The organism is Mycetohabitans sp. B46, from assembly GCF_037389205.1.
Lineage (GTDB): Bacteria > Pseudomonadota > Gammaproteobacteria > Burkholderiales > Burkholderiaceae > Mycetohabitans.
In genome coordinates this window covers 98606-118495 of sequence record NZ_JADBGL010000010.1, presented here as the reverse complement: position 1 = coordinate 118495, position 19890 = coordinate 98606, and the positions used below count along the sequence as shown (strand labels likewise).

The following is a 19890-nucleotide window of genomic DNA, read 5'->3' as shown; positions in this document are numbered from 1 at the left end:
TCTTTACCGGCTTGCGGCCTGGCGAGAAGCTGTACGAGGAGCTGCTAGCCGACGAAGAAACGACGATTCGCACGCCACATCCGAAGTTGCGTATCGCACGGGCGCGTAAAGTACCGGGTAACTTACTTGATGAACTGCTGCCATGGTTGATGCAGCAGCGGATCCTGTCCGATGACGAAGTACGACGTGATTTGAGGCGCTGGGTCCCTGAATATCAGCCGACTGGCGGCGCGATGCTGCACAGTGTACCCACTAAAGATCACGCCTCCCACGCCGCTGGATAACACGACCCCTATGACCTGTCAGCGCTCAGCCAGTTCCCTTCTTCGGCTAGCGATGATGGCTAGCAATGTCGCGGTCGTCAGTGCGTAAAACGCTGCATTCATCACAACGGCGAAAACATCGTTCGTCAGTCCGAACACGAAGGTTCCCAGCACCATGATCAGGCCCATATATGCTGCATTTGTGATGGTCGGGTCTGAATGTCGCCGGTATTTCCAAAAGTATCGCAGCGGTCCCCCATAAAGCAATAAAAGGCAGACAAGACCCACTGTACCCACCTCGGCAAGCATAGACAGTATTTCATTGTGCGCAAGGTGCATATGGAAATCGGACACTAAGTATTTATACTTCGGGAAATGCATCATGCCTTCCTTTAATTGGCCTTTTCCGACACCGAAGACCGGCTGTTCTGCATACAGTTCCAGTGATGCCTTCCATAATTCAAGACGTATGCCCGTCGACGATTCGGTATTGCCTACTGAGAGCTTGCGTATGTCGGATTCAAGCGCGCTCACGCGTTCTTGAACCATATTTGTAGTCGAAAGCGCACCTAGTGTGGCTATCAGTAGCAGTACTAGGCCGACTGCAGCCCAACGATTGGACAACCAATGCCGTCTGGCCATCGAAGCCCACACGAGCACGGGTAACGCTATCCAACCGCCGCGTGCGCCGGATAGGTACGAGACGTAGCATCCACATAGCAGTGCAATGACCTTAAGAGCCCATTCGCCTAACCAGATTTTCCGGTCACGTTCAAGTGATGCAAAGGCAAGGAAGCCAAGCAGCAGGGCCGTTCCGCCAAAAGGGATGGGGTTCATGAACGCATTGCCGAGGCGTCCGGGCGTGGACCAAGAGCCGGTGTGCAGCACCTCATGAAGTGCCCAGGCGCCAGTTGCAATGGCTCCGGCAACGAAACCCCACTGCACCAAGCGGAGTTGGACGGAGGGCAGTGAGGCGAGTAGGAAGAAGCTGGGTACAATTAAACCAAACCGCAGTATGGGATCAAATGCCGATAGCTTGGCTGTCTGCAGTACGAGTATTTGAAATAAGACGGCCGCCGGCAATGCCAGCATGCTAATGAGATAAAGTCGGTACTCGCGCCATATCGATCGACAACGCTCCCAGTTAGCCGGATGAGCTGCCCAGCCTAGCGCCAACACGAGCAAAGTGAAATAGCAGTAACCGGCCCCCCCCTGCATTGTCAGCACTAGCGCAGGTGAAAGAATGATCGCGGCTGTGGCGATCCCTGTGACAAATCGGTTTGAGTGCATTAATACGAGGCTGTGGGTTGTTCTTCAGCGCGGCGCACGGGCGATGACATCCTCGATAGGCATGCCCGGCGATTTGCGCCCAGGGCGCTCATTATAACTGCCGCCTCCGCATCGATTGGCCACGCCGGTCACGCTCAGCACGCGGGCGCTCAACGGCGTGCGCTTGAGCAGTTGGCCCGGTACGCGCAACGTCGCAAGGCCCGCGTGCCTCGCGGCTGTGCAATCCGGTTCACTCGCTGCAGTACTTTTCAGTCGCCGAAGCGGAATCAGGTAGCGCTCAGCAATGTCGTACAGGGTGTCCTTCGGCTGCATCCGATAGACTTCGATGTCGTCGGCGCGCCGGATCTCGCATGCAGTGCGTCGTGCTCAAAAATGGGCGATCGTGACAGTGGTCGTGCGAGATTGCGAAACAGCAGCAGCGCCAGTTCGAATGCCTTGTTGGTCAGCGATGCCGGCGTGCCGCGCACCTGCACCGGCTGCAGCGCGCTGTCGAACGTATAGCCGCCGAACTGTTCGCGCGAGCCCGACACCGGCTGTCGGTACGGGTGACGCAGCAGCGTTTCGACGCGCGCTAGCAGGATTTGCGCGGACACCGGCTCCACGATGTAGTCGTTCGCGCCGGCGTTGAGTATGGACACGATATCCGTCTCGTAGTTGAGGCTGGTCATGAACAGCATGGGCAGCGTGGGAGGCAGGTTTTGCCCGGCTTCTTTGAGCGCCTCACCGCCTGGCATGTCGGGTACGTTCCAGGCCAGCACCAGCAGATCGAAGGTTTGCCTGAGCAACAGGTGCACGAAGGCCTGGCGTTCGGACAATGAATGACACAGGTGTCCAGCTTTGCTCAGCTGTCCAGCTTTGCTCAGCGTTTGGCAAATGAATGCCGCCTGGCTTGGGCCATCGCCCAGAACGCTGATTCTCATCATGGCATCGCAGCCGGTGCACCGCGACGAATCAACGCACGCGCTTACGGAACACAAGCCAGCGGGGGGTCTTGAAGCGCACGATGCTCACGTACAGCCACACATAGGTGGCCACGAACAGCACGACAAAACAGAACAGGTGGACGGTGTGTCGCCAGAACAACGTTGCCGGGATCACCGCGATCAGGCAGAGCAACCATAGGTACGGCGAGGTCAGCGAATTGCGCCGGGTCAGCTCCCGTGCGGTGCGCGCGCCCACCACCCAGCGCATCAGCCGCTTATAGACGAGCATGTGCAAATGCACGCCGTCCGGCATGCCTGGCGACATCCCCCGCACAAACCGCTTGCGGTAGATCGAGAAACAGACCTCGAAGATTGGATACATGAACAGCAGCAGCGGATACCAAGCGGAAACGTCGCGGTTGCGCATCACGAGCAGGATGGCCAACTCTGCCAGCATGAAGCCAATGAAATACGCCCCCCCGTCTCCCAGAAAAATCAGTCCGGCCGGAAAATTCCACAAAAAGAAGCCAATGATTGCCCCCATCATGACTAGTGAGCCGGAAAGCACAATCGGGTCGTGGACTTGGAATGCGACATACGCGAGTGAGGCGAACATCATGAAGCCGACCATCGAGGCGAGTCCGTTGAAGCCGTCGATGATATTGATCGCATTGGCTAGCCCAGCGACTGCGAGCACCGAGATGACCGCGGATACCCACGGATACGCGAGTGCAAAATCCAGCCACGGCACGCTGATACGGGTAATGGCCGCGTCGAGCAGCCAATACGCGAGTGCCGCGGCGACCATGGTCGCGACGAGCCGCGTAAAGGGACTCACGCGCCTGGTCAGGTCCTCGATCAGCCCGGAGGCGAACGCGGGCAAGCCGCAGGCGGCCAGCAACAGGATGCCGTCGGCCACCGATGGATACGCGCCGCGCAACTGCATGGCGCCGCCCGCCAGTCCGAATAGGATGCCGACGCCACCGATGCGCGGCACGGGCCGAACATGGAATTTTTGTACGCCCCCCAGATCGGTATCGGTCGACAGGTGCTGGTGCGTGTTCGCGTAACGGACGATGGCGAGCGTAACCAGCAGCGAAATCAAGAAGGCAATGGCGAAGCTGAGCATGGGTAATGCGTCTCCTCGCAGGGTTTAGGCGTAGCCGTTCGGATTGTTCACCTGCCAGCGCCAATGATCCGCGCACATCCTTTCGATGCCATGCTCGGCGCGCCAGCCGATGACCCGCTCGGCCGCCGCTGGATCCGCGTAGCAGGCCGCGACGTCGCCGGGGCGGCGCGCGACGATCTCGTACGGGACTTCGCGGCCGCAGGCCCGCTCGAAGGCACGCACCACGTCTAGTACGCTGTAGCCCTTGCCTGTGCCCAGGTTCACGGTAAAGCTGCGGTCCTGCTCGAACAGTGTATCAAGTGCGGCAAGGTGTCCGCGTGCGAGGTCGACAACATGAATGTAGTCGCGCACGCCGGTGCCGTCTGGCGTGCCGTAGTCCCCACCGAAGACCCGCAGGCGCGGCAGCTTGCCGACGGCGACCTGCGCGACAAAGGGCATGAGGTTGTTCGGGACGCCGTTCGGGTCCTCGCCGATCAGCCCGCTCTTGTGCGCGCCGACCGGATTGAAATAGCGCAGCGTGGCAACCTTCCAGCCGGCATCGGCGTGCGCCAGGTCGCGTAGAATCTGCTCGGCCATCAGCTTCGTCTGGCCGTAAGGATTCGTCGCGGACAACGGGAATGACTCGTCGATCGGCACGCTTTGTGGCACGCCGTACACGGTGGCTGACGAACTGAACACGATGTGCTTGACATCATGCTTATTCATCACGCGCAGCAGCGCCAGCAGGCTGTCCAGGTTGTTCGCATAATACTCCAGCGGTTTTTGCACTGATTCACCCACCGCCTTGAGCGCAGCAAAGTGAATCGCGGCGCGGATCGGGCGGTGCTCGAACACTTGCTGAAGTGCGCGGTCATCGCGCGAGTCGGCTTGGTGGAACTGAACCGTTTTGCCGGTGATTCGCTCGACGCGGCGCACCGCGTCGATCTTGCTGTTGACCAGATTGTCGATTACCACGACATCGTAGCCTGCGTTGAGCAACGCCACGCAGGTATGCGAGCCGATGAAGCCCGCACCGCCGGTGACCAGGATCGTGCCTTGATTCGTCATCGTTGTCCTCATGTTTGACGCGCACGCGCACGGAACAGTGTGCGCTTGATGGATTGCAACACCGGGTACGGTGTCACGCAATGCAGCAGATTCTTGCCCAGCCCGAGCCACCAGTAGGGATTGGCCGCCTCGAAGTAGGCAAGCTGCAGTCGCAGCGTCGAGACAATCTGCGTGCGTCGCTTTGTAGCACTGATGCCGCCTTCGTTCAGTTCGTAAACCAACCCGACTTCGGGCAGGTTCGCGCAGTCGTGTGTGCGCATTAGCCGCAGGAACAGGTCCAGGTCCTCGGCCGCGCGGTACGCCACGCGATAGTTACCGGCCTGCCGGACCGCGTCCACGCGCAGCATCATTGCTGGATGGATCAATGCGGTGCGCGCAAAGCGCTGCCGCCGTATGTCAGCCGGCTCGCTCGGCGGGGCCAACGTGAACAGCGGCACGCCGTGGCGTGTGGCAACCTGTGCCCACATGCCGACCGCGGCCACGCGCGGATGGGCATCCAGATAGGTGGCTTGCTTCGCCAGCCGGCGCGCGCAGGCAAGATCGCCGGCGTCGATACGGGCCGCGTAGCGCACCGCACGCGCCGCCAGCGCATCGATGCCGGCGGCCAGCGCTCGCTCGATCCCGCCATTGCGCGCCAGGCGCAGGACTTCGATCGACAGGCCATCGATAGCGGGCGCGGCGAGCGGCGGCGTGCTGCCGTCATCGACGATCAGCACATGCACTGGTGCGGGCTCTTTGAACGAGCGAAGCGTGCGCTCCAGGTCAGCCTGACAATTGTAGGCGGGAATCAACACGCTTACGCCTGCGAGCGCGTCGTGATCAACATTGTTCATGGCTTGAGCTTAAGCCGGATATAGTAGAAATTTACTGCGGCTGCCGTGATGTAGCCCGCGGCCAGTCCGCCTAGCGCGCCGCGTGCGCCGAATGCCGGGATCAGTGCGAAGTCCAGCGCGAGCGCGACGGCCAGTGCCAGCGTCCATTTGGCCAGCAAGACAAATTTGGCCTGGTATTTGAGCACGACCAGATTGCCGATTGCCTCGATGCCGGCCGGCACCGACAGCCAGACCGCCGCGCGCAGGAGGTGCGCAGCGTCGTCGAAATCGGGTCCGAACACGATCCGCACGATGAGGCTCGCCGCTAGATCCAGCAACAGCGCGCCGGCGCTCATCAGCGCTGCTGTCATCCACAGCAGTCGCCCCATATTGCGTCGCAGCTGCGATACGTCGGCGACGCGATAGACGAACGCCGGCGCGAGCGTTTGTGCAAGCATCAGCGCGAGCGCGATCCAGTTCTCGTTCAATTGCTGCGCGGCGGCATAGCGGCCCAGTTCGGCAAATGACACGTAGCGCTCCAGCACCAGCCGGTCCAGCTTCAGGAACAGGTACATGCAGACGAGTCCGAGCCAGAAAACCGTCCCGGTGCGGCCGAACGTGCGCAGTAGCGCGCGCTCCACACGCCAGTCCAAGCGGCCGTGGCGCGCGCGGTAATAGACGAGCAGCACGGCGGCGATGATCGCCGCCTCCACCGCCCACAACCATGCAAAGCCGGCCGCCGACGTGGCGGCGTGCACCAGCAGCCAGACGCCGCCGGCTTTGGCTAGCGCGGTGACCATGTTCGTGATCAACTGTGGCTTGGTATAAGTGATGCTCTGCAGCCACGCATTGACCACGCCGATCAGTGGCTCACGCAGCAGCAGTGTCACGGCCAGCGCGGCCAGTATCGCGCCGACGGTCGGCTCAGTCAGCCCGGCAGCGATGCCGGCCCACGTCAGCGCGAGCGCGAGTGCCGAGACGGCCAAGCGTAGCGCAAACGCGCTGCCGAGGATCGTGCCTAGGCGCTGCTCGCCGCCGTGCACGATCATGGGGACCAGGATCTCCGCGCCGCACACCCAGGTCAGCGGCGCCAGCACGAGCAGCAACGTGTTGGCATACTGCCACTTGCCGAACAACTCCGCGCCGAAGTAGCGGGCGAGCAGGCCGCTGATTACGATCGCGACCCCGATTTGCGTGAACCGCTCCAGGCCAAGCCAACACAGGTTGGCGACCGCGCGGGCAACATCCGGATGGTGCTTGATTCGGTTTAGCATGCGCCGGCGGGGCGGAAAAGTACGCGTCCTGACGTGGTGTGGTGGTGTGGACCGCCGTTTCGGCGATCATGGCCTTTAACCACGTTAAAATGACCAGACAAAGGGGTCTGAGTAAGCTGCAATTATAGATTGGATCCGGTCCCGAACCGGCGACCCGTGAGCGGCACGGCGAACAGACTGCGTAGGTTCGTTGCGCGACGCTTCGGCGGCCCCTCGAATTTTCGTTTCCAACAGGCACTCACTCATGATTTCTCAATCGATTTTCAAGGCTTACGATATTCGCGGCGTCATCGGCAAGACGCTCGATGCCGATGTGGCACGGCAGATCGGCCGCGCGTTCGGCAGCGAGGTGCGCGCGCAAGGTGGCGATGCGGTGGTGGTCGGTCGCGACGGGCGCCTGTCGGGTCCGCAGTTGTCCGCCGCGCTGGCCGATGGCCTGCGCGCGGCGGGCGTGGACGTGATCGATATCGGCCTGGTGCCGACGCCGCTCGGCTATTTCGCGGCCAGCGTGCCGCTCGCGGGGCGGCAGGTGGATTCGTGCATCGTTGTCACGGGCAGTCATAATCCGCCGGACTACAACGGCTTCAAGATGGTGTTGCGCGGCGCCGCGATCTACGGTGAGCAAATTCAGGCGTTGTATAAGCGTATCGTCGAGGGCAATTTCGCCACGGGCGCCGGCAGCTACAGCGAACATGACGTGCGCGATGCCTACGTCGAGCGGATCGTGTCCGACATCCAGCCGGCTCGGCCGCTGAAGATCGTCGTCGATGCAGGCAATGGCGTGGCGGGATCGCTTGCGCCGAGGCTGTTCAAGGCGCTCGGATGCGAGCTGGTCGAGCTATTCTGCGAGGTGGACGGCAATTTCCCGAACCACCACCCGGACCCGGCCCATCCCGAAAACCTGCAGGATGTGATTCGTGCGCTGAAGGAGACCGACGCACAGATCGGCTTTGCGTTCGACGGTGACGGCGATCGGCTCGGCGTCGTGACCAAGGACGGCCAGATCATCTATCCGGACCGGCAATTGATGTTGTTCGCGCAAGAGGTGCTGTCGCGCAACCCGGGCGGGCAAATCATCTATGACGTGAAGTGCACGCGCAACCTGGCCAAGTGGGTGCGCGAGCAGGGCGGCGAGCCGGTGATGTGGAAGACCGGCCACTCGCTGGTGAAGGCAAAGCTGCGCGAAACCGGCGCGCCACTTGCCGGCGAGATGAGCGGACACGTATTTTTCAAGGACCGCTGGTACGGTTTCGACGACGGTCTCTATACTGGTGCACGGCTGCTGGAAATCCTGTCGCGCGTAGCCGACCCGAGTCAGTTGCTCAACAGCTTGCCGAACTCGATCTCGACGCCCGAATTGCAGCTTAAGCTCAACGAGGGCGAAAACTTCGAGCTGATCGGCAAGCTGCAAAAGCATGCGACGTTTGACGGTGCCGACGAGGTGATGACGATCGATGGTCTGCGCGTGGAGTACCCGGACGGCTTCGGGCTCGCACGCTCATCCAATACCACGCCTGTGGTCGTGATGCGCTTCGAGGCCGACAATGATGCCGCGCTCAAGCGGATCCAGGCGGACTTCAGGCGTGTAATCATTGCGCAGAAGCCGGACGCAAAACTCCCATTCTAGGCGGTTCGGCACAACGCGGCTGCCGGGCCGTGTGCCCCGTTTATCGGCGCCGTTCGGGTCCGATGCGATAGCCGTGTCTATCCGCGCTACAATTCGCTACTTTTCGCCCGGCGGTCGAGAGCCCGCCGGCGATCCTCTTTCGCCGGCGATAGGGCCGGTGTGGTTCCCGTAGCGTATTGATCCGCGTGCAAAAGATTCTGATCGTTCGGCTGTCGTCGCTGGGCGACGTCGTTCACAACATGCCGGTGGTCGCCGACATCCGGCGGCGCCATCCCGATGCGGTCATTGACTGGCTGGTCGAGGAGAATTTCGTCGAGCTGGTCGAACTCGTCCAAGGCGTGCGTCGCGTCATCCCATTCTCTTTGCGTCGCTGGCGCAAGCGGCCGCTGTCGGCCACGACGTGGCGTGAAGTGCGGCAATTCAGGCGCACATTGGCTGCTGAGCAGTACGACGTGGTGATCGATTGCCAGGGACTGGTCAAGAGCGCATGGGTCGCGAGCTGGGCACGCGGCAACCTTGTCGGATTGGGCAACCGCACCGACGGAGCCGGTTATGAGTGGCCGGTACGCTGGTTCTACCGCACGTGTGTGCCGATCGAGGCGCGTACGCATGTGGTCGAGCGTTCCCGGCAATTGGTCGCACGTGCGCTCGGTGATCCAACGCCGCGAGCCGATGAACAAGACATCGATTTCGGCATTGACCGGCGCCGCGCGGCGCTCGAGCTGGCGCGCACGGGGCTGAACTTGCCGGTGCCGTACGTGGTGTTCGTGCATGCGACCTCGCGCGAGGACAAGCAATGGCCGCAACGCTGCTGGATCGAGTTGGGCCAGGCACTCATTCGCCGCGGCGCGTCGATCGTGCTGCCCTGGGGCAGCGACGTCGAGCGTGCGACTAGCGAGCGGCTTGCGCAGCAATTCGGTGCCGCCGCGCTCGTGCCGCCGCGCCTGTCGCTGCCGGCGGTCACGGGACTGATCGATGGCGCGGCGGCGACCGTCGGCGTTGACACCGGTCTAGTCCATATTGCCGCGGCGCTCAAGCGTCCGACGATCGAGTTGTACAATTTTGCGACGGCATGGCGCACCGGCGGCTATTGGTCGCCTGCCATCGTCAACCTGGGGACGGCGGGCGCCTCACCGGGCCTTGCCGACGTCAAGCGTGCGCTGGCTGGCTTCGGATTGCTGTAGCGATATGTTCATGAGCGAATCACAAATCATCGAGGTCCAAGCCGCCGATTGGCACGGGCAACACCTGTCGGTGCCACGCGAGACACTGCTGGCCGCGGTGGAGTCCGGCAAAGTGCTGTATTTCCCCCACTTGCGCTTTGTGATCGAAGGGGGCGAACAAGCACTGCTGGATCCGGCGATCGCCGACCCCAAGCGCAAGAACATCAGCTTGGCGCCCAATGGCGGCGCGTTGCACGGCGTGTCGGGCGATGCGGTCACGCAGTCGGCCGTGCGTGCGCTGGTGTCGCGTTATCAACTCAATGCACGCGAACTGATCGACGGACTGTTTCCGGAATATACGGGCAAGCTCCGCGTCGCGCCCACCAGCCTGCGGTTGCATCGTGTCGAAACACGCAAGACATCATGGCGCAAGGACGACAGCCGGCTGCACGTGGACGCGTTTCCGTCGCGGCCGAACTATGGCGAGCGAATCCTGCGCGTGTTTACGAACATCAACCCACACGGCGAGCCGCGCGTGTGGCGGGTCGGCGAGCCGTTTGAGGACGTGGCACGCCGGTTTCTGCCTCATATACCGAAACTCGTGCCCGGAGCCGCATGGCTGTTGAAGCTGCTGCGTGTGACCAAGACGCGACGCAGCGAGTACGACCATCTGATGTTGCACCTTCATGACGCGATGAAGGCCGACCTGGACTACCAGCGCAACGCGCCGCAGCAGACAGTGCCGTTTGCGCCGGGCAGCGTCTGGGTATGCTTTTCGGACCAGACGTCGCATGCTGTGATGTCCGGCCAGTTCATGCTCGAGCAGACCTTCTTCCTGCCGGTGCGCTCAATGGTGCAGCCGCAATGCGCGCCGCTGGGCATCCTGGAGCGTCTCGCGGGCCATGCGCTTATCTGACCCGTTGGCCGACGATCGATGCTACTAAGGATTCTGTATCGCGCACTCTGGTGCATCGTGGCACCGCTGGCCATCGTGCGCCTGGTGGCACGCTCGCGGCGCGAGCGCGTCTACATCGAGCATATTGGCGAACGGTTCGGCCATGCGGCGGGTCGCGCAGCGCACGACGACGCCCCGCTGGTTTGGATCCATGCGGTGTCGCTTGGTGAGACGCGTGCCGCTCAACCGCTGGTGCAGGCGCTGCTCGACGAGCGTCCCGATGCGCGGGTGCTGCTCACGCACATGACGCCGAGCGGACGCGCGACCGGCGAGCAACTATTCGGCTCGCGCGTGTTGCGCTGCTATTTGCCCTATGACATGTGCGGTCCGGTCCGGCGGTTTCTGCGCGCATGGCGTCCCACGTTGGGCATCGTGATGGAAACTGAGGTGTGGCCGACGCTGATCGACGAGTGCCGCCATGCGGGCGTGCCACTGGTGCTGACCAACGCGCGAATGTCGGAGCGCTCATACCGGCGCGCCTCGCGTTTTGGCGCGGCGGGGCGTCAGGTATTCGGCGGCTTTGCGCGCGTGTTGGCGCAGAGCCCTGCCGACGCGCAGCGCCTGAGCGCGCTTGGCGCGCGTGACGTCGCGGTGCTCGGCAACCTAAAGTTCGATATGGAAGCCCCGGCCGAGTTGGCTGAGCGCGGCCGTGCCTGGCACGCGGCAATCGGCCGGCGGCCGGTGTGGGTGGCGGGCAGCACGCGCGAGGGCGAAGAGGCGCTCGTGTTGGACGCATACCGCCAGCTCCACGTTGCCGATGCGCTGCTGGTGCTGGTGCCTCGCCATCCCCAGCGTTTTGATGAGGTGGCGTCGCTGGTCGAGCGCGCCGGACTCAAGCTGGCGCGCCGCTCGCAGTGGGCCGGCGCCTCGCTCGCGCCGGGCTCGCGCGAGGCGGCCGCCATCGAGCCGCTGCCGGCCGACGTGCAAGTGCTGCTCGGCGATTCAATGGGCGAGATGCGCGCCTACTACGCGGCGGCGGACGTGGCCTTCATCGGCGGAAGCTTGCTGCCACTCGGTGGCCAGAACCTGATCGAGGCATGCGCTGTCGGCGTGCCGGTCGTGATCGGCCCACATACATTTAATTTTGCACAGGCGAGTGCCGACGCAATCGCGGCCGGCGCTGCGCTGCGGGTGCAGGATCCGACAACGTTGGCGCACGCCGTGCGCACGGTGCTGACCGATCGCGCGCGCCGTGTGACGATGAGCGCTGCCGGGGCCGCGTTCGCGGCGCGTCACCGTGGCGCAACCCGTCGCACGATCGATGCGCTGGAGGCGCTGTTGCCGCCTGTCAAGCCGCGAACAGGCCGTTCTTCTTGATAAGACGCACGACGTCTGCCAAGCCGCTTTGCGTTCCTAGGTGGTTCATCATCAAAGGTTTGTCGCCTCGCATCGTGCGTGCGCCGGGCGATGACCGCGTGACGGACGTCGACATACCGCACAGCCCTGGTGACGTGAGGCGAAACGACACGGAGCACGTCCCGCAAGCGCATGAAAAGCAGCCCGCAGCAGATGGAACGACGTCGATGCTATGCATGACGAAGCAATAGCGCTGTCTATTTAGTAACTTTATTGGCGATTAATAAAAAAGATGTGTATCGCGCGCGATGGGCGGGTGCGCTGGTCATACTGACGTTTCGCGCCACGTCGCATGGCGTACCGATATAGCTTTTACTATCTGACAGTCGGAGCTGGTTTGCCGCGCCGTTGCCTTCGAGTATGAATTGTTGACGTTGCTGCAGGCGGGTATCCTGCATCTTGACGAGGGCGATTATGAAGACCATCGGATGTTTTTCCCCCTTTTTTAAGCTGTTCCGCGCACGCTTAAAACACGAAGGAAGCTACGAGCGTACGAATCAGCGGTATGTAGCGACGCCTCCGGGCCAGCGTTTCGGTTTGGACGGACTGCTTCCCAAGGCGCCATCGCGTCGTGCCAGCCTGACGCCGCTAAACCGTGATATTTACGAGCCGCGGTATGACAACATCGGCAACGCTCCGATATCGACGAAGGCGCATCGGCGCTTCGGATCCGTGCCGGAGGCACAACTGTATGCTAGTGAACTTCGGCCCGTTCACGTGCGTCGCGCGAATTCGCAACCGATGACGCAGCGATTAAAAAAGGCTGGCCGTTTTATTAGCATGTCGTTTGGTGGCCCGAGCGGGACGGCGGAATCTGACAGTCAAATCGACGTACTTCACCAACAGTACCTCGACTACAAGTTCTCTGCTCCTAAAGAGTTGTATCAGACGATTAACGGCTTCGAGCCGCTGATCGTGAAGAAGGTTAGGGGGAGCGATAATATGCTCGGCCCTCGTGCGCCGCTGCTCACCGTTTTCTCCACTGCTTGCAAGTCGGTCTATGGCAAACATGTGCAACCGGCCGATAAATGGAGCGTCCGAGACGGGAAGCTGAAGCGGTTCAAGAAGGCTCTCGCGGAGTTTAAAGATATTTCGCAGTCAGACGCGGAACGCGAGGACGTCGGGAAGTTGCAAACGTTGTGGGTGGCCATCAAAGAGTTTGAGCGTGAGCTGCAGTGTGATCCCGAATGGCGAGACTATTATAAGGAGTGGGATAAATTTCTAAAGTCTGCCAAAGCATTCGAAAAAAATATGCGGTCCAATGCCAAGGGGAAGGATGCCACGAAGCTGAGCGAATTTGCAGCGACCATCCAGAATTTTGAAAGTAAATTCCAGCCTAATCCTAAGTGGCAAGCCTACTATGAGAGGCTGGATGAGTTCAAAGTGGCCGTCAAGCATTTCGAGAAGCGTGCGCAGTCTGACCTAGACAGGAAAAATTCCGGTAAGCTGCACAATTTCATGGAATCTGTCAACCATTTCGAAAGCGCGCTGCAATTCGATTCCAAGTGGGGTAGCTACAGTGAACTGGAGAAATTGCTGGCAGGCGTCAAAACTTTTGACGATGTTTTGCAGTCCAACTTAGCGTGGCGGAGCGACGAGGGATCGTTCCGAGCGACCATCAGGGATTTTGCAAAAAATATGCAAGCCGATCCTGAATGGACGAACTACATCAAACTGAAGAAATTTAGAACGGACGTCCAAAACCTTGAAAAAGACTTGGAGTCCAATCGTGAGTGGAAGGGTTACAAGAACCAATACAATCAGTATTTGATGACGCTGGAAAAGCGTATGTTAGAAGTGAGAGCGGCACAGGCGCAGCAATCGGGGACATCCCGCACGCCGGTCAACAACCAGGTATTGGCTTCATCGTCATCGATCCAAAAACGGATTGTGCAGCAACGTTCGGAGCCCTTCGCATCACGCATCACGCTGACCGACGATGACCGAGTCTACGCCGAAGAGCTGAAGCAGTACCTGCTGAAGCAGCCCCTTGGTTCGGCAATGATCCAATTAATCCGTTCCACAAACGTTTAGGAAGATCCAAGATAGCGCGACGCCGCTGGCCGGCGTGCCGCCCGCCGCTTAATGTGCAATCCGTTGTCGTATGCCTTTTGTCCCCGATTCGCTGCCCGTGCCCTCGTCGACGTTTTTGATGCGGCTCATTATCCTGTACTGGCTGGCGAGTTCCTTTGCAAGTTCGTAGTACTACGCCACTAGCCGTACCGGCTTTCCACGTTAATCTATTAAACGCCTGAGCGTGTACCCCGATGTCGCGGGCGTTTAAGGGCTGCACGCCCGGCCGCCTGGCGCCAGGCAGCACGCCGATCGATGAAAAGGCCCGCTCAATAGGCGCTGCACCATCGATGAGGATGCAGGCGGACGGGCCCAGGCCACGACGATGCGCGCAGGATCAGCAAGAGAACACCGAATCAGTGACGGGGGCGAATCAGCGAAGGACACGCTGAAGCGGTGCGGCTGCGGGGCGACGAGGAGCGCGCCGTACTGGTGTCGGTGCGCGACAGGATGTCACGGTATGTCAGCGGGTGCGACATGCATAGCTGGCGCCCCGCCGCGTGCATCGACGGCGCTGCTTTTTAGTGGGGGCAGCGCAGTGCGTTCAATAAGTCGGCACTGACGGATCGACTTGCCGCGACCACGCATCGATACCGCCTTGCAGGTTATAGATGTGCTTGAAGCCGCGCGCCTCGAGGAACATGCCCACGTTTGCGCTGCGGGCGCCATGATGGCAGATGCAGACAATCTGCGCGTCGTCGTCAAGCTCTTCGCTGCGCGCCGGAATGTCCTTCATCGGGATATGCACGATACCGTCAAGCCGGGCTGTCGAGACCTCCCACGGTTCACGCACGTCGAGCAATACGGGTGCGGCACGAGACGAGTCAGCAAGCCAGGCGGCGAGGTCGGAGGCAGTGAGGTTCTGCATGGCTTAAAACTTGAAGTGAGGCGGCTCGACCGCGTTGATGAGGGGTGGGACGAACGTCTCGAAGACGTCGGCGATCCGGTATTGCTTGTCGTCCACACGGGTGACGATTTGTGCGCGCATGACCGGTGCCACGCCGACGAATGCCGCAAGTCGGCCGCCGATCTTCAATTGCTCCAACATTGCTTGTGGCAGCATCGGCAGCCCGCCCGATACGCAGATGACGTCATACGGCCCTTGTGCGGGCCAGCCGCGGGAACCGTCGCCGGTTTCCACTTGTGCATGGGTCACGTCGTTCGCCGCCAGGTTGGCCCGGGCCAGCTCCGCCAGTTCCGGGACAATGTCCAGCGTCAGCACCGAGCGCGCGCGATGCGCGAGTAGCGCCGCCATGTAGCCGGAGCCGGCACCGATCTCTAGCACCACCTCGTGCTTTTTCACGGCCAGCTCCTGCAGCACCCGCGCCTCGATCTTCGGCAACAGCATGTGCTGGCCCGCCGGCAGCGGCACCTCAAGATCGGCGAACGCAATGTTGCGATAAGCAGCAGGCACGAAATTCTCGCGCTTGACAATCGCCAGCAGGTTCAACACGTCTTGGTCCAGCACCTCCCACGGGCGGATTTGCTGTTCGATCATGTTAAAGCGTGCTTGCTCGATGTTCATGGTGTCTTGACGGTTTGAATCGACGAAGGTAAGCGTTGGAATTATACTCGACCCTTTGATGACGTTGCCGGTTCTCTCATCGCCGGCCCTTTCTTCGGCCGATACCGGCTTTGCCGGCCGCAGGCTCTCGTAGCAGGCTTCGTAGCAAGCTTGGTCTCGCAGGCCCCTGTGGCAGCGCTGATGGCGTAGGCCGCGCGTGCGGTGCCGCTCCAGTGTGCTGGCTACGTCGCCGATCGTCCATGACCGGATCCCATGAACTGCCGTCCCAATTGCGGTGCCTGTTGCATTGCGCCTTCCATTTCCAGCCCAATTCCCGGCATGCTGAGCGGTAAGCCCGCCGGCGTGGCGTGTGTCCAGCTGGATGCGCAGATGCGTTGCCGGATTTTTGGCGTGCCTGACAGGCCGCGTTGCTGCGGCGGCTTGCAGGCGTCCGAGGAAATGTGCGGACGCTCCCGTGCCCACGCGCTGCATTGGCTGACGCAGCTCGAGCAACTAACCGTCCCCTCGGCGTAATGGAGGCGTTGCGCTGGCACGTCGTTGAGTGCGGCGCCCAAGCCGTAGCGGAGCGTTCGGCGGCGCGTGTGAAACGCGTGTCAACGGTATAGGCTGATGTGCCGGCTGTGCTGATGGGCGGGCTGTCGTAAGAGGGACGGTCGGCGCACTGCAAAAGGAATTGCGCATTTAGCAGCCGACGTTTTCGCAGCAGCTGGGCGTGCTGCGGAGCAACAGGCTGGTGGCGACTCGCCGCGAAGGCGAGAACATTTTCGATTCGGTGGCGAGCCCGTGCGCGCTTGCTCGTTGCTCGGGCCGTCCCTGCAGTTGCCGGCGAGTGAGGCAGTGGCGTCGCGGCGGGTGCCGGGCAGTGCCGCGTTCGGCATCGGCTGTCGCTTGACGGGTTGCTGTCCGGAGCCTACGCTCGTGACGCTCAGTGCCGGCTATCCGAAGGCGAAGGGTTTCATGGCGGCAATGATGGCCAACATGGCCATCTTCAAGATCATCTCGCAGCGAGAATCGGATGGGTGGGGGCGAGCCGAAAGAGGAGCATTGCATGATTGAAACGGTGGTCCGCGCGCTGGTGCGGGCGGCGGCCGCGCTGTCGTTGATCGTGCCGCTTGGCGTGGCGGGGACGATGGCTGTGGCGCCCGGTGTCGCGCATGCCGGAATTTTCCCGTTCGTGCCGGATCATTACACCTTCTCGCAGCGGCAGGTGCAGCGTGCGATCGAGCGCAAGTTCCCGTATCAGCGCAGCGTCGGCCCATTGCTGGACCTGGCGTTGGCCAATCCGGTCGTCGCGTTGCGCGCAGATGCCAACCGCGTCGTGGTCACGATCGACGCGCACTTGGCCAGTCCGTTGCTGGGGCAGCCGGTGAACAGTGTCGTGAGCTTATCCAGCGAACTAGCGTACGACGCGCCTAGCCGCTCGGTAGTGCTGCGCCATCCCAGTATTGAGCGGATCGACGTCAGCGGCGACGCGGCGCCGTACACGCAACAGATCCATGCTGCCGCATCGATTGCCGTGACCCAGTGGCTGGCTAACTACCCAGTCTACACGTTCAAGTCTGAGCAACTGCAATTTGCCGGACAGCAATATGAACCCGGTACAATTACCATTCTTTCAGATGGCATACGCGTGCAGATCGTCGAGAAGTAGCGGCGTCGCGCGCGGCCGCCGCCCCGGCTCAGGTTGCTTCTTCAAAGGACGATGGAATGGATCTGTTGCTGTTGCTCAAGGCGCTGGTGCTTGGCATGGTGGAAGGCTTGACGGAATTCCTTCCCGTATCCAGTACAGGACATTTGATCCTGATGGGAGAACTGATCGATTTTACCGGCGACAGCAGCAAGGTCTTCGACGTTGCAATTCAATTCGGCGCCATCCTCGCGGTATGCTGGGAATATCGCGAGCGTATTGGCCAAGTCGTGCAGGGCCTGGCCACCGAGCCGCCAGCGCGGCGTTTTGCGCTCAACGTGATCGTCGCCTGTCTTCCCGCGGTCGTGATGGGACTGCTGTTCGAGAAGCCTATCAAGGCGCTGCTCTTTTCGCCGGTGCCGGTGGCGATTGCGCTGATTGTCGGCGGCATCATCCTGTTGTGGGTGGAGGCGGCGCATCGCCGTCGCGATGGCGATGCGTACGTTGCCCGTGTGCAATCGATCGATGAGTTGACCGTCGTTGATGCCCTGAAAGTCGGGCTCGCGCAATGCTTCGCACTGATCCCCGGCACGTCACGCTCGGGGGCGACGATCGTGGGAGGACTGCTCACCGGCCTGGAGCGGCGTGTTGCAACCGAGTTCTCGTTCTTCCTCGCCATCCCGTTGATCTTCGGCGCCACCGTGTACGAATTGGTCAAGGCGCGTGACGCGTTGAGTGTATCGGACATGGGGCCGTTCACGGTCGGCTTCGTGACCGCGTTCGTCAGCGCATTCGCGTGCGTGCGCTGGCTGTTGCGCTACATCGCAACACATGACTTCACTGTGTTTGCGTGGTATCGGATTGGCTTTGGACTGCTGGTGCTGGTCGCTAGCTATCTGGCGGGGGTCACGTTTAGCCACTGACCTGGGGTACTCAACGCTTCGTGAACAGCAGATCCCAGACGCCGTGGCCAAGTCGCAGTCCGCGGCGCTCGAATTTTGTCACCGGCCGATAATCCGGGCGCGGTGCATAGCCGCTCGCCTCGTCCGACGCATTGGCGAGAGCCGATTCCGCGCGCAGTACGTCGAGCATCTGCTCTGCGTAATTCTGCCAGTCCGTCGCTAGGTGCAAGTAGCCGCCGGCGCGTAGCCGTGAGGCGAGCAGCTTAACAAACGGTGGCTGGATGAGCCGGCGCTTGTGGTGACGCGCCTTGTGCCACGGGTCGGGGAAGAAGAGGTGTACGCCATCCACGCTGTTCTCGGCCAGCATATGCTCGATGACCTCGACCGCGTCGTGCTGAATCACGCGGATATTGCTCAGTTGTCTTTCGCCGATCAGCTTCAGCAGCGCCCCTACGCCCGGCTCGTGAACCTCGATGCCGAGAAAGTCGTCGCCTGGCCGCTGTGCGGCGATATCGGCGGTTGTCGTGCCCATGCCAAAACCGATCTCGAGCACGCGCGGCGCATCGCGACCAAAGATCGCACCCCAGTCGAGTGGCGCGCCGGTATAAGGTAGCTTGAATCGCGGACCCAGTTCGTCCAGCGCTCGTCGCTGGGCGTTGGATAAACGCCCCGCTCGAGTCACGAAGCTGCGGATGCGGCGCAGCGGCGGGGTTGCATCGGTGGCGGGTGCCGCGCCATGGCCGCTGTCTTCGTGGACTTCATTGTCGGCACGCTTGTGCGCGGCCGTGTCGTCGTGGCGATCGGAAGGATTGTGAGTCATCGTGCGGCGTTTGCGGCAGACCGTCCGGCGCAGCAAGTGCGTCGGGCCGGCGTGCGGCGGATAAGCAAAAAGCCGTTCGCATATTGAACGGCTTTTGGTGTCTTGGGATGGGCGATGCGGGATGAACGCATGGTCCCGGTCATTTCGGCGAAAGTAAAACTTTCGCGAAGAGCGGGGATTGTGGACCGGTTTTGCTATCCCGTCAACCGGCGGGCGCGATGCGCGCCTGACGTGCTGGCGTGCGCTCGGGGGCGAGCAACACTAGCTGACAGCCTTGATCCATACAGACAAGCCGATGGCGCACGAATGAACCCGCTGCGCTCACCATGCTGCAATCGGTTTGCGGCGCAGTGGGCAAGGCCATGCGGCTTATGTCGTGCAAAGTGCCCGAGCATGCGCCCATCAAGCATAAGGCGATGCTGATCTCTCATTTGCCGGCCGGCTCCAACCTGATACCGATGGCCACGCTAGTCGGCAACAATGAGGCGCCCCGGATTTCGATTCCCATTGCGTTTGACCGCCCGTTGCCCGACGCGGCGGCGCGCGAGCAGCATTGGATAAAGCGCAGTTGGTATGAGGCGTTCTAATCTCTTTGGTCAATCAAGAAAGACCTGATGCGAGTGATTAAGCGCGATGTGAGCAAGAGCCGGAAAGCGGCTTCGTCGAAGAGGTATACGCCTACCTACGGCCGGATGGGCGGTATGGCCTGAACGCGTGCCGCACCTATAGTGCCAATTCTGCTCGCGACAGAGCGGCGTCTTGAACGAGCTGGCCGCTCGGAGAACTTACTGCACTTGCAGGGATGAAACCGGGAGGTGGAGCGGGCGATGGGAATCGAACCCACGTCTCCAGCTTGGGAAGCTGGGGTAATAGCCATTATACGACGCCCGCGAAGTCGCTAATTCTACAGGGTTTTGGGCGGTTTGAGGAGCGAAGTGCCGCGGCGTTGTCGTAAGCATAGGAGTTGTCCGGGTCTGCAGCATGTCGCTTTTATGGACGTGGTATGGAGCCACCCGCCCGCCGAGGACGTTGGTGACAGGAAACCCGGCAGATGGGATCCGAAGAAATCGACAGTCCCTGACAAAACAAGCGCTACAGCCCCTG

At 61.5% G+C, this 19890-nt stretch carries 20 protein-coding genes and 1 tRNA gene; 11 read left to right on the top strand and 10 right to left on the bottom strand.

What is annotated here, in order from left to right; translation table 11 throughout:
• Positions 1-284 (top strand): polysaccharide biosynthesis protein (locus tag IHE30_RS12145; RefSeq protein WP_337690912.1); only part of this gene is annotated, 284 nt, incomplete at its 5' end.
• An 18-nt stretch (positions 285-302) separates the two neighbouring features.
• On the opposite strand, the gene IHE30_RS12140 is transcribed toward IHE30_RS12145, so the two are convergent.
• The 6 genes from IHE30_RS12140 to IHE30_RS12115 all read right to left on the bottom strand — a co-directional run bounded on the left by IHE30_RS12140 (position 303) and on the right by IHE30_RS12115 (position 6738).
• On the bottom strand, positions 303-1355 hold the full coding sequence (locus IHE30_RS12140; RefSeq protein ID WP_337690910.1) for an O-antigen ligase family protein: 1053 nt from the start codon (positions 1353-1355) through the stop codon (positions 303-305).
• A 464-nt stretch (positions 1356-1819) separates the two neighbouring features.
• Positions 1820-2473 (bottom strand): response regulator transcription factor, encoded by a 654-nt coding sequence (locus IHE30_RS12135; protein WP_337690909.1) that lies wholly within the window; start codon positions 2471-2473, stop codon positions 1820-1822.
• A 31-nt stretch (positions 2474-2504) separates the two neighbouring features.
• Positions 2505-3605: an MraY family glycosyltransferase gene (locus IHE30_RS12130; protein ID WP_337690907.1), complete on the bottom strand. Its 1101-nt coding sequence runs from the start codon at positions 3603-3605 to the stop codon at positions 2505-2507.
• 24 nt (positions 3606-3629) lie between these two features.
• Positions 3630-4652, bottom strand: coding sequence for a UDP-glucose 4-epimerase GalE (galE, locus tag IHE30_RS12125; RefSeq protein ID WP_337690906.1), 1023 nt, complete (start codon positions 4650-4652; stop codon positions 3630-3632).
• 8 nt (positions 4653-4660) lie between these two features.
• A complete protein-coding gene (locus IHE30_RS12120) occupies positions 4661-5485 on the bottom strand; it encodes a glycosyltransferase (protein WP_337690905.1) in 825 nt (274 codons plus the stop codon).
• Positions 5482-6738 carry a lipopolysaccharide biosynthesis protein gene (locus tag IHE30_RS12115; RefSeq protein WP_337690904.1) on the bottom strand — a complete coding sequence of 419 codons (1257 nt, stop codon included), beginning with the start codon at positions 6736-6738 and terminating at the stop codon, positions 5482-5484. Before IHE30_RS12115 ends, IHE30_RS12120 begins: the two co-directional genes overlap by 4 nt.
• Positions 6739-6982: 244 nt before the next feature.
• On the opposite strand from IHE30_RS12115, the gene IHE30_RS12110 reads away from it, so the two are divergent.
• The 5 genes from IHE30_RS12110 (at position 6983) to IHE30_RS12090 (ending at position 13873) form a co-directional block, all read left to right on the top strand.
• Positions 6983-8365 (top strand): phosphomannomutase/phosphoglucomutase, encoded by a 1383-nt coding sequence (locus tag IHE30_RS12110; protein WP_337690903.1) that lies wholly within the window; start codon positions 6983-6985, stop codon positions 8363-8365.
• 185 nt (positions 8366-8550) lie between these two features.
• On the top strand, positions 8551-9549 hold the full coding sequence (gene waaC / locus IHE30_RS12105) for a lipopolysaccharide heptosyltransferase I (RefSeq protein WP_337690901.1): 999 nt from the start codon (positions 8551-8553) through the stop codon (positions 9547-9549).
• Between the two features lie 10 nt (positions 9550-9559).
• Entirely contained in the window at positions 9560-10444 is an 885-nt protein-coding gene (locus IHE30_RS12100; RefSeq protein WP_337690899.1) for a Kdo hydroxylase family protein, read from the top strand.
• An 18-nt stretch (positions 10445-10462) separates the two neighbouring features.
• Complete coding sequence (waaA, locus tag IHE30_RS12095) at positions 10463-11800, top strand: lipid IV(A) 3-deoxy-D-manno-octulosonic acid transferase (RefSeq protein WP_337690897.1); 1338 nt, start codon at positions 10463-10465, stop codon at positions 11798-11800.
• 453 nt (positions 11801-12253) lie between these two features.
• Positions 12254-13873, top strand: coding sequence for a hypothetical protein (locus IHE30_RS12090; protein ID WP_337690896.1), 1620 nt, complete (start codon positions 12254-12256; stop codon positions 13871-13873).
• Positions 13874-14456: 583 nt separating this feature from the next.
• On the opposite strand, the gene IHE30_RS12085 is transcribed toward IHE30_RS12090, so the two are convergent.
• Both IHE30_RS12085 and IHE30_RS12080 read right to left on the bottom strand, forming a co-directional pair.
• On the bottom strand, positions 14457-14780 hold the full coding sequence (locus IHE30_RS12085) for a rhodanese-like domain-containing protein (protein ID WP_104076705.1): 324 nt from the start codon (positions 14778-14780) through the stop codon (positions 14457-14459).
• A 3-nt stretch (positions 14781-14783) separates the two neighbouring features.
• Entirely contained in the window at positions 14784-15437 is a 654-nt protein-coding gene (locus IHE30_RS12080) for a protein-L-isoaspartate O-methyltransferase family protein (RefSeq protein ID WP_337690892.1), read from the bottom strand.
• Positions 15438-15689: 252 nt separating this feature from the next.
• On the opposite strand from IHE30_RS12080, the gene IHE30_RS12075 reads away from it, so the two are divergent.
• From IHE30_RS12075 to IHE30_RS12055, 4 genes are all read left to right on the top strand, one after another.
• Positions 15690-15950 carry a YkgJ family cysteine cluster protein gene (locus IHE30_RS12075; RefSeq protein WP_337690891.1) on the top strand — a complete coding sequence of 87 codons (261 nt, stop codon included), beginning with the start codon at positions 15690-15692 and terminating at the stop codon, positions 15948-15950.
• A 270-nt stretch (positions 15951-16220) separates the two neighbouring features.
• Positions 16221-16493, top strand: coding sequence for a DUF6691 family protein (locus IHE30_RS12065; protein WP_337690890.1), 273 nt, complete (start codon positions 16221-16223; stop codon positions 16491-16493).
• Positions 16486-17088 carry a DUF1439 domain-containing protein gene (locus IHE30_RS12060; protein WP_443193660.1) on the top strand — a complete coding sequence of 201 codons (603 nt, stop codon included), beginning with the start codon at positions 16486-16488 and terminating at the stop codon, positions 17086-17088. The genes IHE30_RS12065 and IHE30_RS12060 overlap by 8 nt, the downstream gene beginning before the upstream one ends.
• A 56-nt stretch (positions 17089-17144) precedes the next feature.
• On the top strand, positions 17145-17987 hold the full coding sequence (locus tag IHE30_RS12055) for an undecaprenyl-diphosphate phosphatase (protein WP_337690888.1): 843 nt from the start codon (positions 17145-17147) through the stop codon (positions 17985-17987).
• 10 nt (positions 17988-17997) lie between these two features.
• Here IHE30_RS12055 and trmB read toward each other — a convergent pair whose 3' ends face one another.
• Positions 17998-18786, bottom strand: coding sequence for a tRNA (guanosine(46)-N7)-methyltransferase TrmB (gene trmB, locus IHE30_RS12050; protein WP_337690887.1), 789 nt, complete (start codon positions 18784-18786; stop codon positions 17998-18000).
• 326 nt (positions 18787-19112) lie between these two features.
• Between trmB and IHE30_RS12045 the strand changes: the two genes are divergently transcribed.
• A complete protein-coding gene (locus IHE30_RS12045) occupies positions 19113-19373 on the top strand; it encodes a hypothetical protein (protein ID WP_337690886.1) in 261 nt (86 codons plus the stop codon).
• 229 nt (positions 19374-19602) lie between these two features.
• Here the strand turns inward: IHE30_RS12045 and IHE30_RS12040 are convergent.
• Positions 19603-19677 (bottom strand) — tRNA-Gly (locus IHE30_RS12040).
• Between the last annotated feature and the right edge of the window lie 213 nt (positions 19678-19890).

Excerpts from the sequence above, each read along its gene's own strand:
- IHE30_RS12045 (WP_337690886.1), top strand. The coding sequence starts at position 19,113 with ATGCTGCAATCGGTTTGCGGCGCAGTGGGCAAGGCCATGCGGCTTATG.
- IHE30_RS12100 (WP_337690899.1), top strand. The coding sequence starts at position 9,560 with ATGAGCGAATCACAAATCATCGAGGTCCAAGCCGCCGATTGGCACGGG.
- IHE30_RS12130 (WP_337690907.1), bottom strand. The coding sequence starts at position 3,605 with ATGCTCAGCTTCGCCATTGCCTTCTTGATTTCGCTGCTGGTTACGCTC.
- waaA (WP_337690897.1), top strand. The coding sequence starts at position 10,463 with ATGCTACTAAGGATTCTGTATCGCGCACTCTGGTGCATCGTGGCACCG.
- IHE30_RS12120 (WP_337690905.1), bottom strand. The coding sequence starts at position 5,485 with ATGAACAATGTTGATCACGACGCGCTCGCAGGCGTAAGCGTGTTGATT.
- IHE30_RS12090 (WP_337690896.1), top strand. The coding sequence starts at position 12,254 with ATGAAGACCATCGGATGTTTTTCCCCCTTTTTTAAGCTGTTCCGCGCA.
- IHE30_RS12060 (WP_443193660.1), top strand. The coding sequence starts at position 16,486 with ATGATTGAAACGGTGGTCCGCGCGCTGGTGCGGGCGGCGGCCGCGCTG.
- IHE30_RS12080 (WP_337690892.1), bottom strand. The coding sequence starts at position 15,437 with ATGAACATCGAGCAAGCACGCTTTAACATGATCGAACAGCAAATCCGC.
- trmB (WP_337690887.1), bottom strand. The coding sequence starts at position 18,786 with ATGACTCACAATCCTTCCGATCGCCACGACGACACGGCCGCGCACAAG.
- IHE30_RS12115 (WP_337690904.1), bottom strand. The coding sequence starts at position 6,738 with ATGCTAAACCGAATCAAGCACCATCCGGATGTTGCCCGCGCGGTCGCC.
- IHE30_RS12135 (WP_337690909.1), bottom strand. The coding sequence starts at position 2,473 with ATGAGAATCAGCGTTCTGGGCGATGGCCCAAGCCAGGCGGCATTCATT.
- IHE30_RS12085 (WP_104076705.1), bottom strand. The coding sequence starts at position 14,780 with ATGCAGAACCTCACTGCCTCCGACCTCGCCGCCTGGCTTGCTGACTCG.
- IHE30_RS12075 (WP_337690891.1), top strand. The coding sequence starts at position 15,690 with ATGAACTGCCGTCCCAATTGCGGTGCCTGTTGCATTGCGCCTTCCATT.
- IHE30_RS12140 (WP_337690910.1), bottom strand. The coding sequence starts at position 1,355 with ATGCTGGCATTGCCGGCGGCCGTCTTATTTCAAATACTCGTACTGCAG.
- IHE30_RS12055 (WP_337690888.1), top strand. The coding sequence starts at position 17,145 with ATGGATCTGTTGCTGTTGCTCAAGGCGCTGGTGCTTGGCATGGTGGAA.
- IHE30_RS12110 (WP_337690903.1), top strand. The coding sequence starts at position 6,983 with ATGATTTCTCAATCGATTTTCAAGGCTTACGATATTCGCGGCGTCATC.
- galE (WP_337690906.1), bottom strand. The coding sequence starts at position 4,652 with ATGACGAATCAAGGCACGATCCTGGTCACCGGCGGTGCGGGCTTCATC.